This window comes from Ureibacillus sp. FSL K6-2830 (assembly GCF_038004145.1).
In the GTDB taxonomy this organism is placed as follows: domain Bacteria; phylum Bacillota; class Bacilli; order Bacillales_A; family Planococcaceae; genus Ureibacillus; species Ureibacillus thermosphaericus.
Genome location: NZ_JBBOQR010000001.1, coordinates 954,596 through 973,066 on the forward strand (window position 1 = coordinate 954,596; position 18,471 = coordinate 973,066).

General features: G+C 36.0%; 11 protein-coding genes and 1 pseudogene. 1 reads left to right on the forward strand and 11 read right to left on the reverse strand.

The annotated features are described in order from the left end of the window. Positions 1–461 precede the first annotated feature (461 nt). The 6 genes and pseudogenes from murJ to NSU17_RS04750 all read right to left on the reverse strand — a co-directional run bounded on the left by murJ (position 462) and on the right by NSU17_RS04750 (position 8,131). The gene (gene murJ, locus NSU17_RS04725; protein WP_340704427.1) at positions 462–1,997 is read right to left on the reverse strand and encodes a murein biosynthesis integral membrane protein MurJ; all 1,536 of its coding nucleotides are present in this window, start codon (positions 1,995–1,997) and stop codon (positions 462–464) included. Then, entirely contained in the window at positions 1,994–3,094 is a 1,101-nt protein-coding gene (locus NSU17_RS04730) for a glycosyltransferase (RefSeq protein ID WP_340704428.1), read from the reverse strand. The genes murJ and NSU17_RS04730 overlap by 4 nt, the downstream gene beginning before the upstream one ends. Continuing rightward, positions 3,091–4,005 (reverse strand): annotated as a pseudogene (locus NSU17_RS04735) (polysaccharide pyruvyl transferase family protein); the annotation flags it as partial. The pseudogene NSU17_RS04735 and the gene NSU17_RS04730, both read right to left, overlap by 4 nt. Before the next feature lie 166 nt (positions 4,006–4,171). Continuing rightward, on the reverse strand, positions 4,172–5,287 hold the full coding sequence (locus NSU17_RS04740; protein WP_096549683.1) for an IS4 family transposase: 1,116 nt from the start codon (positions 5,285–5,287) through the stop codon (positions 4,172–4,174). Between the two features lie 123 nt (positions 5,288–5,410). Next, entirely contained in the window at positions 5,411–5,647 is a 237-nt protein-coding gene (locus NSU17_RS04745; protein WP_340704429.1) for a hypothetical protein, read from the reverse strand. Positions 5,648–5,854: 207 nt separating this feature from the next. Next, positions 5,855–8,131 carry an S-layer homology domain-containing protein gene (locus NSU17_RS04750; protein ID WP_340704430.1) on the reverse strand — a complete coding sequence of 759 codons (2,277 nt, stop codon included), beginning with the start codon at positions 8,129–8,131 and terminating at the stop codon, positions 5,855–5,857. A gap of 198 nt (positions 8,132–8,329) precedes the next feature. Here NSU17_RS04750 and NSU17_RS04755 point away from each other — a divergent pair, with 198 nt between their 5' ends. Then, a complete protein-coding gene (locus tag NSU17_RS04755; RefSeq protein ID WP_340704431.1) occupies positions 8,330–10,243 on the forward strand; it encodes an S-layer homology domain-containing protein in 1,914 nt (637 codons plus the stop codon). Between the two features lie 1,462 nt (positions 10,244–11,705). On the opposite strand, the gene NSU17_RS15900 is transcribed toward NSU17_RS04755, so the two are convergent. The 5 genes from NSU17_RS15900 to NSU17_RS04775 form a co-directional block, all read right to left on the reverse strand. Next, the gene (locus tag NSU17_RS15900; RefSeq protein WP_445684088.1) at positions 11,706–11,888 is read right to left on the reverse strand and encodes an MbeD/MobD family mobilization/exclusion protein; all 183 of its coding nucleotides are present in this window, start codon (positions 11,886–11,888) and stop codon (positions 11,706–11,708) included. Between the two features lie 473 nt (positions 11,889–12,361). After that, the gene (locus tag NSU17_RS04760; protein ID WP_340704432.1) at positions 12,362–13,648 is read right to left on the reverse strand and encodes an oligosaccharide repeat unit polymerase; all 1,287 of its coding nucleotides are present in this window, start codon (positions 13,646–13,648) and stop codon (positions 12,362–12,364) included. Between the two features lie 390 nt (positions 13,649–14,038). Next, positions 14,039–15,217: a DHHW family protein gene (locus tag NSU17_RS04765; RefSeq protein ID WP_340704433.1), complete on the reverse strand. Its 1,179-nt coding sequence runs from the start codon at positions 15,215–15,217 to the stop codon at positions 14,039–14,041. A gap of 48 nt (positions 15,218–15,265) precedes the next feature. Then, positions 15,266–16,690, reverse strand: a complete 1,425-nt coding sequence (locus NSU17_RS04770; protein WP_340704434.1) for an MBOAT family O-acyltransferase — start codon at positions 16,688–16,690, stop codon at positions 15,266–15,268. A gap of 182 nt (positions 16,691–16,872) precedes the next feature. Then, the gene (locus tag NSU17_RS04775) at positions 16,873–18,330 is read right to left on the reverse strand and encodes an N-acetylmuramoyl-L-alanine amidase (RefSeq protein WP_340704435.1); all 1,458 of its coding nucleotides are present in this window, start codon (positions 18,328–18,330) and stop codon (positions 16,873–16,875) included. Positions 18,331–18,471: the final 141 nt, after the last annotated feature.

Consider the following 18,471-nt stretch of genomic DNA (forward strand, 5'->3'; position numbering starts at 1 on the left):
ATCAAGTTCATTATAAAATGGAAATACTTTAAATTGAAGATATTTATCATAATAATACAATTTTCAATCATAAAAGTAGATAATATCAAACTATGTATAAAAATAATGCAAAAAAAAAACTAGTATTATTATCACAATACATTAGGCATTATGTATTAAATGTATTTTAATATTTTATGCCTATATTAATAATAAAACATTAAATTTCTTATTCTTCCATTTAATTACTTACTAATAATATCTTAATATAACTTAAATTTCGACAATTGATGTTAGCAGATTTCATTTGTCCTACAATAAGTAAATAGTAAGCTATCGTGTTATATATCATCATTAATAAAAAAAGCGGAATTTACTATATCCCCTCGGGAATTGTTGAATCTTAAACAATCCCGATAAAGCTAGTAAATTCCACTTTTTATTCATTATCCAAGCAGGATAACCTGTGTTTCAACTTAAGATTACTTATTGCTAAAATACTTCTTTTTGATTCCGTTAATATAGTCTTCAACTTCTTTTATTCGAAACAGCAAAAATAGACCAATCGTACTTACACTGAAAATAACCAATCCTGTAATAAATGTAACCCACTTATAATCAAAAACGAGATATTTACTCGATAAATACGTGATACAACCGATTAAAATAAGCGGTATGGATAGTTTGAAGAAATCCTTTAGTTTTCCATTACCTATCTTCAATTCATATCTAAAGTGTGCATAGATAATTAGCAACACTGTATTGACAACCGAACTGATTAACGTACCCCAAGCGATAGAATTAACTCCTGTTGAATCAGCAAGTAAATACATCACCGCAATATTCACGATGAATACATTGACGATGCTGAAAATAACAGGAGCGATCGAGTCTCCTTTTGCATAATAGAAACGAGTAATATACGTATTCGCAGCTAAGAAGAACATAGATAACACGAAAATTTGCATTACTGGTGTCGTTAATTTAGTTCCTTCTTTAGTAAAATTTCCGTACTCAAAAATCACTTGAATAATATTTTCCGCGTAGAAATATGCAAATATGGATACAGGAATCATCAACAATACTAAATAACGTAACCCTCTGCTATATAAACTTTTAATGGATTCATGATCATCTTCTGCTTCTTTGCGGCTTAATATTGGGTAGATTACCGTCGTCACCGCTGTAATTAAAATCGTTTGTGGAAACTGTGTTAAACGGGAAGCATAGTTAACAACGGAAATCGCACTTTCTCCAAATCCTAAAAGCTGAGCAAAGAAACGCTGCAACATGGCATAAATCTGAATTGTTCCACCACCAATCATGATGGGTACAACCATAATCCATAAGTCTTTTGTCGTCGCATCTCGTTTAAATGAGATTCCGATTGGATGTGAAGAATCCAGCTTGCGATAACCTACAATTAAGAAGTAAATCATAATGATGGAACTGGCAAAAGCACTTATACCGTAAGCGATTGGACCAATCACAAAAGATAATGCGACTGCAATAACTAGAAACGCCACATTATATATTAAAATCGAAAAACTGGATAAATGAAATTTATTATGAACATTTAGTAAACCGCTATAATACGATGCGAGAATTAAGAAAATTGATGAAGGCATCATCCAGTAAAATAAATGCTTCGTTAATTCAATTGCATCAGGTGCAATGTCTTCATTATTCTCAAATAACATTTTAATAATTGGGTCGGTAAATAGGAGTAATACCGCTGTCATGACGATTCCAGAGGTTAACACAATCGTGAAGGACTGTTTCACAAATTCCGATTGGTTCGTCGTTTTCCTATTATATAGAGAAATCACAGCTGTCGTAAAAGCACCGCCGACTACTAAATATAAAAAGTTCGGCACCATATAAGCGGTAAAAATACTGTCCGCTGCATAGGAAAATCCGTACTGGTACCCAACGGCCATTTCCCGGAAAAACCCGAAGATGCGGGCTGCTATATTAATGATAGCTACCGCTCCAACGATTTTTAAAAATTTATTCATAGGCTAGAACCTCCGTTCACCGCAGATTCATATAGCCTAATGACCCGTTTCGTAATTTCATCAGCATCATGAATATGCAAAATCTCATCACATGCCTCTTGATTGGTATACTGTTCTTTTGGTGTCGTTAGAGCATTGAACATTTCATCAGCCAGCGCTTTCGGATTTTTTGGCTCTACTAAATGCCCAGCACCATCTTTTAATAAATAAGTTAAACCTCCAACATCCGATGCAATGACAGGCGTTCCGCTAGCTATTGCTTCTAAAGCCACTAAACCGAAGCCTTCTAAATGCGAAGGTAATACAAACACATCGCTCGCTTGATACCATTTCACAAGCTCGTTTTGTTTCATTGGTCCATACATTAGCACGTCATCATCCATTAATGGCGATAGACTATTCACAAAACTTCTATCTCGTTGAGAACCAATGATCACAAGCTTTACTTTTCGATTCGCCTCTTTTTTCACTTGTTGAAAAGCGATTAACAGCTCTTCTACACCTTTTTGCTTAATGACATTCCCAACAAATAAATAGATAAAGGCATCATCGTCTAGATTTAATTCTTTTCTTACCATTTCTTTATTTCCAGGCTTGAATTGTTTCCGATTCACACCCATACTGCAAACCAAAATCCGCTCACGTGGAATGCCATAATCCTTTTCGATTTGCTCGGCAAGCACTGGACCAACGGCAATGACATAGCTGCTTTCCTGCAAGATTTTCTCCGTCCAGTTTCGGATGCTCGCACTTTTCTTCGCCATCCGCTCAATATCGCCGCCATGGGCAGTCACCACATACGGAATATTGAACATTTTCTTCATTATGAATGAAAAAACACCGGATGGAAAAACGTAATGAGCATGCGTAATGGAAATTTCCTTTTTATATTTTAAAGCTTTCGAAAGAACCTCTTTTGCCCACTTACTATATTTCAATATGGTATTTTTCTTACCTGTCTTTGGATTATCATTTGCTGCGACAATTACATCAATATTCGAATTTCGCAGTGCCTCTACTTGATTTTTTACGAAAATACCAAACGAGAGATGTTCTTTTGAAGGATACATATTGCTAATTACAAATACTTTTTTCATTTGTCCTTCACTGCCTTCATCATCAATTCTTTGCCTTTACTCGCTTCTTCAAATGCCTTTGCAGCAATTTTTTTCGTTTCACTCACAACTTCTTTCCAATTTTCTCGAATATCGCTAAAGGAACGGGATATGATCATTTCGTCCTTTTCAATATCTTCAATCGTAAGACATCTTTTTTCGTTTCCTGTTAATCTCATAAAATTCGTTACTTTTGGATGATAAGAAATCGCAATCACTGGTGTTGCGGAACAAGTTGCAATAATTAAAGAGTGCAAACGCGTACCGATGACTGCATCGTATTTACTCACCACGTCAATTAATTTCAGCGGTTTTAAATTCTCATCAATAATTTTTGTCTTCGATTGATGCTTCATTTTCTTTTGAATATCCTTCGTCACATAGACATCTTGAGGATATTTTGTAGCGAAAAAGGTAATATTGACATGTTCCTTCTCGATTAAATGATCTAAATTCTTAGCCATTCCAGTAATGTAACTTTCATATTTGTCGACGTCGCCAAAAGGCCAATAGTTCGCGTTATACATTGGAACACAAGATACGGCGACTTCCTTTGGCTCGTTAGAATAGCTATCTTTTGGACTGTATAAAGTAAAGGCAGGATCACCAATCACTTTAATTTCTTTTTTGACACCTATTTTTTCTAATAGGTCTTTTGATTCCGGATCTCTCACTGAAATATTGAAGGCATGTTTACACATTAATCGAATCATTAGGCGCCCGGTAATGGTGTCGAGAGGACCAGCACCACAGCCATAAACGATATATGGCACTTTCGCATGCTTTGCCATCAGTGCATATGTGCTATATAGGTGAGCTTCACGGCGATAAAAATCCATTAAAATCCCGCCGCCGCCAATAATGAGTAAATCAAATTGAGAAACATATTTTTTATTCGATTGATATGTAGTATCATTAGCATTGCATAAATATAGTTAGAATTTTCTGTTAATTAATTTTTGTGAATTTGTGCCAAAAAGACAAAACCTAAAGAAAGGTGGCACTGCCCATTTGGTAAATATATACAGTTAAACCAGAGCGACAACGACAAAAGGGAGATTATGGACTGGCTCGCCCATCAAATTTTCGCAACCAAACATAAGCTGGTTTCCACAGAGCTCTCTTTAACCAACGAGTAATTCGAAGTAGAGATTTCTTACTTTTCATCTCCAATTGAATGAGAACATGTAAGCAATACGTGATAAGGGCTAAGAAAATTTGATTTTGAATAGCTGTTTCACTCATTCCATAAAAGTGCTTAATTTCTACGTGTTGCTTGAGCCATTTGAAAAAGAGTTCAATAGCCCAGCGAGATCGGTAAATATCACTTATCTCTTCTGGTTTTAAATCAAATCGGTTGGTGATGAAACGAAGTAAGTTCCCTTTTGTGTCCATAACTTCTAGTAGACGAAAGACATTTTCAGTACGATTTTGTGTGGTACCAATGTAGACCATTTTATCGGATAGAACGTGACAATCATCAGGAAGTGAAAATGTATAGACTTCACGAATGACTGCGTTTTTCTTCAGTCTTGAAACGAAGAAATAGCCATCATCTGTCATCCGATCAAAACGTTCATAGTCCACATAACCGCGGTCAAACACATACATGGCTTCTTTATCATCCACTAGGACTTCGAGTTGATTTCGGTCATGTTCTTTTGCTGTCGTAATCACTGCTTTTTCAGGATAGACGGTGTCTTTATCCATGAAAACGAGCCGTAAGTGTAGCTTTACACCAGCTTTTGTTTTACGGAATTTTGCCCATTTATAATTGGTCAAATTCAACGGGAGTGTACTTGAATCAATGATTTTCAGTGGCATATTCTTTCCGGTTTTATAATGGTACCGTTGAATTTTCCAAACAAGATCCAAGAACAAATTTGCAAGAATTAGTGGGTTGATCTGATTGTTTTTTCGGGATAGCTGAGAGGCACTTATCGATTCAAATCCGAGTGCTTTTTGAAGATCTTCGTCTACAAGTGCATCACTCATTTCCTCTAAGCTCTTAAATTCGAGCAGCTGGGCTACCAATAAAAGTTTAATATAGGCTTCTGTTGTCAGCTTTTTTGTGTAATAGTCCTGTTTCAATTCTTTGACTTGTTCGCTAAGTTTTTGAATATTTATGGGTGAAACCCATTTACCAAATGATGAAATTAGTGTATTCTTGTCCATAACGTTTATCCTTTACGATTGGATTTGGACAGGAACCACCTGTACTTCCATTGTAAAGGATTTTTTTGTTTCGAAATCAATAAAAAATTGAACATTCTTAGTATTTTGAATCATCAGATTTAATTAGTGCAATGCTAGTGATGTAGTATAAAAAGTTTTATATAAATTTTTGCGTTTATAATATAATGGATAGCTTTGAACTCCATATTGTTCACTCGTTTGTTGAGTGTTATTGCTAAAAACGGTGATATCTTCACGGGAAATGTTAAATGCTTGCTCGAGCTGCATAATGATGCTGAGCAAAATCGATTCATCCCCGTTGTTATCATTACCGTAATTACCTACGATTCCGATTTTCATGAACCTACATCCTTTATACTTAATAATGAACAATTATATCATATAAAAACTCTCCTCCACATCAAAGTAGGGGAGAGTTTTTTTATGATGAACCTAGATTTCCCATTCTATGATTTTTCTATTCAAAGGGATATGCCCCTTTATAGATAAGGTGGGCTATTCAACGTTAAATGACAAAGTACAGAGCTACCATTCTACTAACTTCAATTAACGATGTATAGCACGATATACGAATAGAACAAAATGCTGACGATTGATATTTTCATTTGGTTTAAATGTTCCATCTTCGTATCCCGTTGTGACTTTGCTATAAGCTAATGCATCGATATAAGGATATGCCCAATGATTTGTTGGAACATCTTTAAATTTTGTTGATTTACTTTCTGAACCATGCAATTCAAAGGCAATCGCTAAAATTTTCGCCATTTGTGCACGCGTCAGCTTACCTTTAGGATCAAAAGTGCCATCGTTTTTGCCGCTCACTAATCCGTAGTTTGCTGCCGCTGCAATTTCTTTGTAATAAGGATAATTCGTTGGAACGTCTTTGAAGTTCGGATTTTGAACATTTGTCGTATCTAATTTCAGAACTCTCGTTAAAATGACAGCTGCATGCTCCCGGGAAATATTTTCTGTCGGTCTAAATGTGCCATCACTGTACCCTGTGACGATATTGTTTTTTACGCTATAACTAATTTCATTGAAATAAGGGTGATTTGTAGGGACATCTTTAAAGATGACTTTCTCTTTTACTTTTACAGGAATTGAAACAGTCTTTGAACCTAACGTTGCAATAATTTTACCGCTACCTGCAGTTGTTGCTTTAAATTGTCCTGTAGAAGTAATGGTTCCGATATTTCCTTCTACCGACCATTTCACTTGATTTGCATTATAAATTAAATTTTTACCTTCCGCATCTTTTGCTTCAACTGAATAATTCTGCGTTGCACCAACGACTACTTCTTGTGCTCCTTTAATTGTCATTTGACTTGGTGCATCAACAATTGTCACTGGGAAAGATTGTACGACTTTTCCATTATACATAATGTAAATACGATCTTGTCCTGCTTTTGTTGTTGTAAATGTCGTACCACTAATCGTTAAAGTTCCATTTTGTGATGCTAGACTAATAGAATCAGGAGTAATTGGCAGCGGATTATAGTACTCGTCCAGTACATATTGTACGCTGACAGTGGAACTTGTTCCTTCCAACATCGTACCGACATTTGTACGAGTAAATTTCATTATTTTCGCCTCTCCAAGCGGTGCAGTGCTAATTGCTTCTAAAATCGCATGTACTGCACGTTGGGACCCACCTGATGGTTTATTCACGACAACTACATCATTGCTTCCATATTTACGCAGTGCCATCGTTGTTGAACCGCCACCATCAAGGTTAATGGCCGTATCTACTCCTAAAGAAACTAGATAATCTGCAAGTTCTTTCATATTCATCCCTTTACTGTGGGACTGTCTTCCATCTACAGTAATGAAATGAACGGTTTTCTTATCTTTACTCACTGCTACAACTGTTCTAGGCGCTACTTCTCTTGCTCGGCTAGAAGCAGTGCTCATCATAATATACGGTTTACCATCGCGCACTAAAAAAGGCCCTGTCGCAACAATAAATTGTGCATCTTGCCATTTTGAGTCGATGGAAAAGTTCACATCAATTTGTTGACCAATTTGTAAACTAGACAACGTTTTACTTAAAGGTGAGCCGCCTTGGACAGATAGAATGAAACCATTTTTCGGAATAGGATGTTTTGATTCCCCATAAGGAGCGATTTCTTTCACTACCCCAGAAATCGTATCTCCGAAATATATTTCTCCGATTGGTGTATCTCCTTCAACAATAATGTCGAATCCATATTGATTATTATCTGTATAGCCTTTGTAATAGTTCGGTGTATAAACGATGACCTCATTGCCATTCCGAACACGGTCCATGCCAGTCAGTTGATAGGATTGGCCATTTGTCGTCATCGTAATTTGAAAATCGAAATAATCGATAATGCCTTGTCCGTTTTTATCGATACCGAAAGCTGTTGGAACGTTCAAATATTGATCCGCACCTTCAGAGATCGCCCCACCGTTAATAATGCGATTATTTTTTGCAATTAAAAACAATGGAACCCCATCGCTCATATTGAAAAATGCAGCATTAATAGCTCCTACTACTCTATTACCATCTTTAGAGTCTCGATTTGCTATTGCCGTTACCGTTTCTCGCTTATTGTAAGCACTAGGTAAGCCAATATCTACTTTCGTAAATGGATCATTTAAATTAATTGATAGATGATTGATTACATTTGTTTTTGATGTTTTATATGTATATTGACTATACACCACTCCAGAAGACACTGGATATTGCTCATTGACTGATTGATTCGCTTGAGCAGGTGCCACAGTCCCAAACAAAAGCACAAAAGCAAATAATATTGAAATAATTTTCTTCATTTGATTTTGCTCAAAAAGAGCCCTCACCTTCCTTCCCCCCATACATTCATTTCTTTTCCATTAAAACATATTAATCTATAAATATAAAAGGAAAAACACTAGAAATATAAAATAATACTTTTTTCACTATTATTATTATAAAATTCATATAATTGACCATTTATCCTATTAATAACTTAATAGAAATTTGTTAGTATGGGAGGTAGAGAAAGGAGAAGGTACTACATGAAAAAATTTCTATTAATGGCTTTCAGTATTTTGTTAGTTTTTTCGCTCTGTTCAACTGGCAAAGTACAGGCTGCAGACGATGTAACAGGCAACGATCATGAACGGGGATTACGATATTTAATTATGAAAGGGGCTTTAACGCCTGATGCGAATGGCAATTACAATCCAAACGCTACTGTAACACGCGGCCAATTCGCAGCGTTTATCTCCAGAGTAATCGGCTTACCAAAAGCGGAAGAAAATATTGATTTTAAGGACGTACCAACAAATAGTCCCTATTATCAAGATATTCAAAATGCCGCAGCATCAGGGATTATTACCGGATATGAAGACGGCACATTCAAACCGAATGATCCGATTACTCGCCAACATATGGCTGTCATGATTGAGCGAGCAATGAAGCATTTAAAGATTCCTACGAGCACGGCGAAAGATTTGCAATTTAAAGATAAACATCAAATTTATAAAGAATATTATTCTGCGGTTGCAACAGGTGCAGAAAAGGGAATTATTCAAGGTTCCACAATGCCTGATGGCGTGTATTTTTATCCATTAAAAAATACGCCGGTATCACAAGCTGCAACGTTCATCATTCGGATGATGGAGGTAGCTGGTAATCAAGAAGCGATTAACTTTGGACCATATGAATTAAAAGATATTCAGGGTGGACAACTCGTTTCTACAGAAATTACTTCTTTTGATTACGACGCTGTATTAAAAAGCGTTTCAAAAGACACTCATGTTATTACAAAAAATAACAACATCATCTACATGAAGCCGGGTTCTGGTTTCGTCGTTGCAAAATCTTACACGGTTTTAGACTCTGAAACGGTAAAAGATAAGATTAGCGTAGCTTCAGAAACAGAAATGCAATATCTTCAATCTGAAGGCAACCGTGTGAAAGTGAATTTAGCAGGACAAGTTGGATATGTGGATGCAAACACTGTATCATTAATTCCTTTCTCCTTATCAAAAGGTCGCCACTATTACTTAAACGTTGGCGGAGAAATGAAACACGTCCTAGTAGATCACAAAACAGGAAACGATAAAGCAAGCTATATTTATGGAAAAGCACCAAGCCAAATGAAACCTGGGGTAAAATACTACAGCTGGGACGGCATTAATTTCTACAATGGTGGGGAAAAGTTTATATACTACAATTATTACCAATTCCTACCTGTTCACTCAAAAACACAGTATTCAGCTGAAGAAATCGACAAGTACATTCAATACGCATTAGCAGAGCGAGAAAAAGTTGGCGGCCGTTATGTTGATGCTTCTAAGAAAAGTAAATTGATAGGATTAGGTAAACAGTTGAAAGCCATTGAAGAAGACTACGGAATTAATGCGATGATGATACTTGCCCTTGCAATGCACGAAAGCGACATGGGGATGAGTAATTACGCGCAGCAATACAACAACTTATTCGGTTTGTATGTGTATGATACTAATCCATTAAAGGTGAAATTCGATTCTCCAGAAGCAAGCATTCGTGAACTGATGGAAAAATTCTGGTGGAAAAACTACATTCCAGCAAACGCACCATTCGCTCACGGTCCTGTATTCGGAACAAAACGAATCGGATTTAATGTGAAATACGCATCCGATCCTTATTGGGGTGCCAAAGCAGCTGGCCACTACTACCGTGCAGATAAATATTTAGGATTTAAAGATGCAAATAACGCATATACAATCGGATTAACGAATATTGAAGGACTAAATGTTCGTTCTGTAGCGACAACTACTAATAACACGCCAATTTATCGATACAGCCGGACAAATATTCCAGTCATTATTACAAGCACAAACCTTGCAGCAAACGGTTGGTACGAGATCATTCCAGACAGCCGTGACCATAAAGTCGCCTACGTAAGCTCACAATACGTTATCGTCTTGGATACTGTTAAATAGAAGTAGGGATTACTTTGAATTAAAAAAGTGAAATCGACATAAACGAGTCGATTTCACTTTTTTATCTTATAGACATTTCGTATCTCTCGAAATGCAAGCTAACTTGATAGGAAGTGATTTTTAGGCTTTGACTATTATTTTCGTCAGGTTGACTTTTATCTTCCCACTTTTGACGATTATCCTATCTTTGCTGGAGCGAATTTTCGGCTTTGGCTATTATTTTACCTAGATTGACTATTATCTCGGCCGAGTTGGCTATTATCTCTTTGAATTTGACTATTATCCCATCTCTACTGGAGAGAATTTTTGGCTTTGGCTATTATTTTACCTAGATTGACTATTATCTCGGCCGAGTTGGCTATTATCGCTTGGGTTTTGACTATTATCTTTTATTTGCTGGAGCGAATTTTCGGCTTTGGCTATTATTTTACCTAGATTGACTATTATCTCGGCCGAGTTGGCTATTATCTCTTTGAATTTGACTATTATCCTTTTTTTGCTGGAGAGAATTTTTGGCTTTGGCTATTATTTTACCTAGATTGACTATTATCTCGGCCGAGTTGGCTATTATCTCTTTGAATTTGACTATTATCTCATCTCTGCTGGAGCGAATTTTCGGCTTTGGCTATTATTTTACCTAGATTGACTATTATCTCGGCCGAGTTGGCTATTATCTCTTTGAATTTGACTATTATCCCATCTCTACTGGAGAGAATTTTTGGCTTTGGCTATTATTTTACCTAGATTGACTATTATCTCGGCCGAGTTGGCTATTATCCCTTTGAATTTGACTATTATCTCATCTCTGCTGAAGCGAATTTTTGGCTTTGGCTATTATTTTACCTAGATTGACTATTATCTCGGCCGAGTTGGCTATTATCTCTTTGAATTTGACTATTATCTCATCTCTGCTGGAGCAAATTTTTGGCTTTGGCTATTATTTTACCTAGATTGACTATTATCTCGTCCGAGTTGGCTATTATCTCTTTGAATTTGACTATTATCTTATCTTTACTAAAGTGATTTCTCGGTTTTTACTTACAATTTTTTCTTATTTAGATCCACTCCATATATCTATTCGGAATTCGTTCAATCGTGTGGTTAGCTCATTTGCTGGAATAGAAAAACATCTTAACTCTTTGATTTACATCTAACTCGAGTGGGTAAACGTCTTCCTTATGTAGATATATCCCCTGCTCGGGCAGATCCCTCTTCTCATGTGTAGATTAATCCCCTACTCGTTCGAATAAACTCCCTACTTGTGCAGATAATCCCCTTACTCGTTCGAATAAACTCCCTACTTGTGCAGATAATCCCCTACTCGTTCGAATAAACTCCCTACTTGTGCAGATAATCTCCTAACTCGTTCGAATAAACTCCCTACTTGTGCAGATAATCCCCTACTCGTTCGAATAAACTCCCTACTTGTGCAGATAATCCCCTACTCGTTCGAATAAACTCCCTACTTGTGCAGATAATCCCCTACTCGTTCGAATAAACTCCCTACTTGTGCAGATAATCTCCTAACTCGTTCGAATAAACTCCCTACTTGTGCAGATAATCTCCTAACTCGTTCGAATAAACTCCCTACTTGTGCAGATAATCCCCTACTAGTTCGAATAAGCTCCCTACTTGTGCAGATAATCCCCTACTCGTTCGAATAAACTCCCTACTTGTGCAGATAATCTCCTAACTCGTTCGAATAAACTCCCTACTTGTGCAGATAATCTCCTAACTCGTTCGAATAAACTCCCTACTTGTGCAGATAATCTCCTAACTCGTTCGAATAAACTCCCTACTTGTGCAGATAATCTCCTAGCTCGTTCGAATAAACTCCCTACTTGTGCAGATAATCTCCTAACTCGTTCGAATAAACTCCCTACTTGTGCAGATAATCTCCTAACTCGTTCGAATAAACTCCCTACTTGTGCAAATTATCACCTTACTCAAGCGGATAGCTCCTCATGCTGCATATAATCCCTACCCTTATCTTGTCAGCTTATCCAACCAACAATCCGTGCAATTAAAAAACACCCTTTGAATGAATCGCTTCATTCAAAAGGTGTCAATACACTCAAAACACGTGTATAAATCTATTCGTCCATAAACTGCCTAAAGCTATAACATTACCCGATCCTTATCAGTCTTGCTAATTGCTGAAGCAAGGATTACGAAGCCTAGCATTAAGATGAAAATTAAATCTAGTAACCCTGTATGAATGGATACAGTAAATAATGTTAATACAAAAGCGTATGCAATTGTATGGAAGCTTTTCGCGCCTGCTTGTTTTACCTTATTATATAGCATTGATACAAGTGCACCATAAAGCAAGAAGCCAACAATTACAAGTATATAGCCGCCATCTAAATACAATTGTCCAATGAATGTTGGTGTTGTCGTTCTACCAGGACGAGTAATATACTTCCCTTCCTCAACACTTAGCGAGTTCACTACTTCTGTAACTTGCATACGAGGGGAAATTTGTTCTCCTGGTAATACTGTACTAAAAATGCCTTTATGGATTTCTCCACCGAGATACCCTTCTTCTTCGGTATACTCAATAATTTTACTTAACACAATATGTCCTGTAACCATTTCACCATTTAATGCTAAAATCCATTTTGGTGTCGCATTTACTCTGTCTTCAGCAGTTAGTAACTTCTCTAATTCCTCTTCCTCTAAATGCTCGCGATCTGGTTGTTCCCGCGTATTAAATTCTTTTGATGTGTCTTCCATTACAACTCGGAAAAATCCAAATAAAGCAAATGAAATTGCAACGACTGTAAGAAACGTAAGGAACCAAGTGAGCTTAACTCGCTTCACCACATAATGGAATACGATAATGCCTGTAAATAACATTAACGCTAATGGTGTTCTATAACCCATTAATAAAAATAGAAACATCACTACACCATATAACCCAGCATAAACGAATGCTTTTTTCATTGTCATGGTTTTTTCTTTAATCATTTTATAAGAAAGGAGTAACAATACCCCGTACCATAACAAATGGCTGAAGAAATTTAATTTCGGGTCTAAATTTCGACGTACAGATTCATCAGAAAGCCCGATCATCCCTTGAGCAATCATCAACACGTACGCCACTAAACCGATTGCAGTTAAGAAGACAATAAAATGAACAATAAATTTACTTAACTTAGACAGCCCGAACGTTGGCAATGTCCAATTTTTTCGGTCAGCAATATATACACCTATGTAATAACAAAGAACGGACAAAATGACTGCCGGCCAAATCGATTTTCTAACATTAAACAAATCAAATCGCCAGAAGTCAAATAAACTAATGATAAAATAAGCCATTAAAATAAAAGGTAAAAAGAAATATGGCGAAAAAGTATCTATTTTATTTATATTCTTTACGGTTGCTTCTATCCTATCTTTCATAAACCATTGCGAACATCGAATGCAATTGGATGCTCTTCATTTCCCTCTCTTCATTATGTATTTTTTTCGACAAATCAAAGGCTATTATAGCACAATAAAGTGCTTGATTCATTTCTATCAAAAAATAAGTAGATTTCAATGCATTAACAAATTTCAGATAGCTCACTAGTCCCTCATCTACATTCATGCATTTTACATTAGATGAAATCGATTCGCAAATGTATTTTCGATAGATGCGCTTGGTAACTAATGGGTAGGAATAAATTATGGCAAATAGGAAGTATTATGTTTAAATAATAATTCCTGTCTGCCACAACATTTTCTCTTCTAACTTTCTAATTTCAGTATGGCTGAGCTTGAAACAATTATGAAAAGCAAACGATGCAAAATTTATTCATTTTTTAGATAAACATTCATATTTCGGTCATTATACGCTAAAACTACGTAATCTGGTTGAATTTCCAACAAATATTCAATTAGCGGCTTATCAAAATAGCGTAAATCAATCACCGTCAACTGACGGAAATGAGAAGCCACATGAAATTGAATTGGATTAAAATAAGAATCTTTAATCACTACAAGATGCTTGTCCACTTGGGATTTTTCATTAAAAATATTCAATTCTAAAAAGTCGCGACTATATCCCTCGCTATAGTTGACTGGCCTTGATTCGTCAAACCCCTTTGCCACTCCATAAATTTGCTCTACATCCACTTGAAATTCTCTCGTAGTCGTTCTCTCATAAATCGTTAATATCTCTGAAAAATCAATTGGCTCATTGTAACAAATTTGATCATCATGCTCTACCGTCATCGCCAAAATTTTATTCCAAGAACCTAAAAATTCATTTTTCAGACATACATTATTGTTTTCATCATATGGCATTGGGGATAAAGACCCATCTATTCTTTCGTTTAACGTTCGAATCAATGCTTCATAAGCCGCATATGCTCCTCTCATCGTCCAATGATGATCTGTTTTAAAATACATTTCTTCGAACGAAATGGTATTGTCTATGTAATCTATTAAACGAACTTCATCTACATTTTGTTCCTTCAATAATTCATGAACTCTTTGATTTCTTGCTTGTCCAACATCTTCTGGCATATAGTCAGGAGCTTTCAAAATATATGTGGCTTTTGCAGGAAAGGAATAATAAGTAAAAGGTATACCCGCTGCTGTCAATTCATTGGAAATGTCCGTTAATTCATTGACAAAATTTCTAATCGATTCATCTTCCATTTCCACTACTGGTTTAGCAGCAATCCAACCATCTTCTTCCACATAATATTTATCATTAAAATAGACTTTCCCAGTAAATTTTTGTAATAAAATATAATTTTTTAGCCATTCGTCTCGCTTTGGAAACTGATCTGTAAAATACTCCTCAAGATGTTTCGAATATTCGCCTGAAAAGATTTGTTCCATTGTTGGCTGTTTATTTAGCACCGTCAAATTGCGGTTTTCCATTTCAGATACTTTTTGATCCGGAATGAAGGCATGCCAGACAAACACGCCAAATATAACGATGAAGAAACTAATGGGCAACAGCAATTCTAATTTTTTCATCTTATCACCTAGCATCTATGCATTAATAAACAAGCTTACAAGCAACGATTAGAATCTAAAATAAATGAACGGATTATGTGTTGAATTCACTAAAAACATTGTAACAATCGCAACGATGATTAAATAATACACTGTCTGTACGAGTCGTAGTGAAATATAAAAACCGCTGTTTTCCTCGGCCTTTTGTTCACTCCATTTTAAATACCATTGATAAATCGGCATTGAGAAGATGATTCCAAGTGCAAAATAAATCGTATAATCATTCAAAAACAACAATGTTTGATAATCATACAAAGGAACATCATTTAAAAAGAACATTGTTTGAATGTACTCAAAAGAATAAGCAAAATCATCTGCACGGAAAAATACCCAACCGACCATTACGATTAGTAGCACATATACATGGCGGAACACTCTTGGAATTTTGTCTAACCATTTCAATAAAAACCACTTTTCTAGGCAAATTAATACTCCGTAATAAAATCCCCAAGCCATGAATGTCCAGCTGGCACCGTGCCAAAATCCTGTTAATGTCCATACGACTAATAAATTACGATACACTTTCCACTGGGCATCGACGCGGCTTCCACCTAACGGGAAGTAGACATAATCTCTAAACCAATGGCTTAACGAAATATGCCATCTGCGCCAAAATTCTGTTATCGTTTGACTAATATATGGATAATTGAAGTTTTCCAAAAACTTAAATCCAAAAATGCGAGCTAATCCAATGGCCATATCGCTGTATCCAGAGAAATCAAAATAAATTTGTAGCGTATAAGCAATGATTCCAATCCAAGCTGTCCCTGTCGTTAAGCTGTCACCTGAGAGTGCGAAACATTGGTCTGCAACAGCGCCCATTGGATTGGCGATTAACACCTTTTTCGCTAACCCTTGAATAAACCTGCGAGTACCAATCATGACATCTTCATTTTGTATAATTCTGTGCTTAATTTGATCAGCAATCGTTTGATAACGTACAATTGGACCCGCCACAAGCTGAGGGAATAAAGAAATAAATAGAGATAAATCAATTAAATTTCGCTGGGCTTTTACTTCTTGTCTGTATACGTCAATAATGTAGCTCATCGCTTGGAACGTGTAGAAAGAGATTCCAATCGGAAGAGGAACTTCCTCAAATGCAATGTCTACATGGAATAAATCTTCCCATATCCCAATGAAAAACCCCGCATATTTGTAATAACCTAAAATCGCAATATTGATAACGAGCGTCAGAATCAACAAACGCTTCTTCTTAGCTGAAGGTGGCGTCTGATCAATAACAATCCCCATCACATAATTCACCAGTATGGAGATGAGCATTAAAAAGACGTACCTAGGTTCGCCCCACGCATAGAAAATCAAGCTCGCAATCAATAACAATATGTTGCGAAAACTTTTTGGGAATATGAAATATGCAATGATTATCAAAGGTAAAAATAAATATAAAAACACTAAACTACTGAAAACCATGGTATTACCCCAATACTTATAAAATAGTGTTTCGTTTTTTCGTTGAAATTCGTCATAATCTATTGACTTATGTCAAAAATCTCTACTTTGTTCATTGTAAACTAAAGTCTTCATCAGTGCTATCTTTAATTATATAGGTTGGTGTTTAAAGAAAAAATCAGCAAGAAAATTCCTGCTGATCTTTAATTACTATAATAATGAACGATTCCTTGATAAATAGCGTTTCCAAATACTTGTTGATAATTGCTATTTACAAGTTTTGAAAGGTCCTCATTATTTGTGATAAAACCTAATTCTACTAATACAGAAGGAAAAACGGAATGTCGAATTACATAATAGTCTGCTCGTTTTACTCCTCGATTTTGCATATTCGCTTGCTTTACAATTTCGTTATTAATATTGGTTGCAAGAGCGCGATCTTCTAATTCGTTATCATTCGCTGAAATACTATAATAAGTTTCCGTTCCTTTAGCGCTAGAACTTGACGCTGAATTCACATGAATGCTGACGAACATTTCGGCATAGTGTTTATGAGCAAAATCTACTCGATCTTGCAATGTAGGATATGTATCTCCTTCGCGCGTCATATAAACAATTGCACCATCATTTTCTAACTTCCGCTTCACAACATTGGCAACAGCTAAGGCGATACGTTTTTCTGCGTATTTCCCTTTTACTGTACCCGGATCTTTTCCTCCATGGCCTGGGTCAAGGACAATAATGCGATTTTTTACTTTAGAACCGCTTTGGCTAAGCAATTTTAAATAGGTTTTATGTACATATCCAATAGAACCTTGGTAGTTTACTTTCGCCCACCAACCATCAATCGAAATGACATATATTTCATCTCCACGATTCAATTTTCCAATTATCTCGGAACGATTATTCGCTTCACTTCTAACATTTAAATTATTTACTGTTGCCCGACCAATCGTATCTGTTTTTTCTGGAGCTGTTTGATGTTGGCATGGATTTTGAGCGTTGACAGGTTTTACGGTTAAACGGAATTGCTTGTCCATTGCCCGCGCAACAAATAAAGAAAATTGCATTCTTGTTAAATAACTATCTGGGTTAAATTTTCCTTTACTTCCTTGGGAAATACCATTGTAGTATAGGGCATTAATATATTTAAAATACGGATGATCCGAAGTAATATCGCAGAATGGTGATGGATAAGAAGCATATTCTTCTAAATCTAATTTGAAAGCAGTTGCCACAACTTTACTCATTTCTCCTCGAGTAAGTGGTGTGTGCGGTTTAAATCGTTTATCCGGTACCTCGTTAAATAAACCTAGACTCATTGCCCTTTCAACATATCCAGACAATTCCGGTTCTGTTTTTGGATCAATGTCGATAAAGGAAGATTGTGTTACTTTCAATGGTTTATAACCTGCACCTAATACAACCATTTTTGCAGCTTGTCCACGGGTAACATGTTGATATAATTTGAACACTCGTGTCCCATTTTCTGAATACCCTTCAATGATGCCCCTATCTTCCAAATAGTTGATTTGATGAAATGCTTCGTGGGTTGAAGGGACGTCTGCAAATCTCTGGCTTGCATATGCCTCTGAACTGAATATAGCAAATATTGCAATGGCTAAAAATGAAAATAGAATACTCGTTTTTTTCAAAGACATTCCTTTTGTTCTCCTCCCTCCAATTAGTCCAAAATGTTATCCACTATTACCATTGATAACATTTTTTTGATGAAATTTAAAGTAATCACTCCATTTTTTTGGAATAAAAAATAGATTATTAGTATTTTTTAATAAAAATTT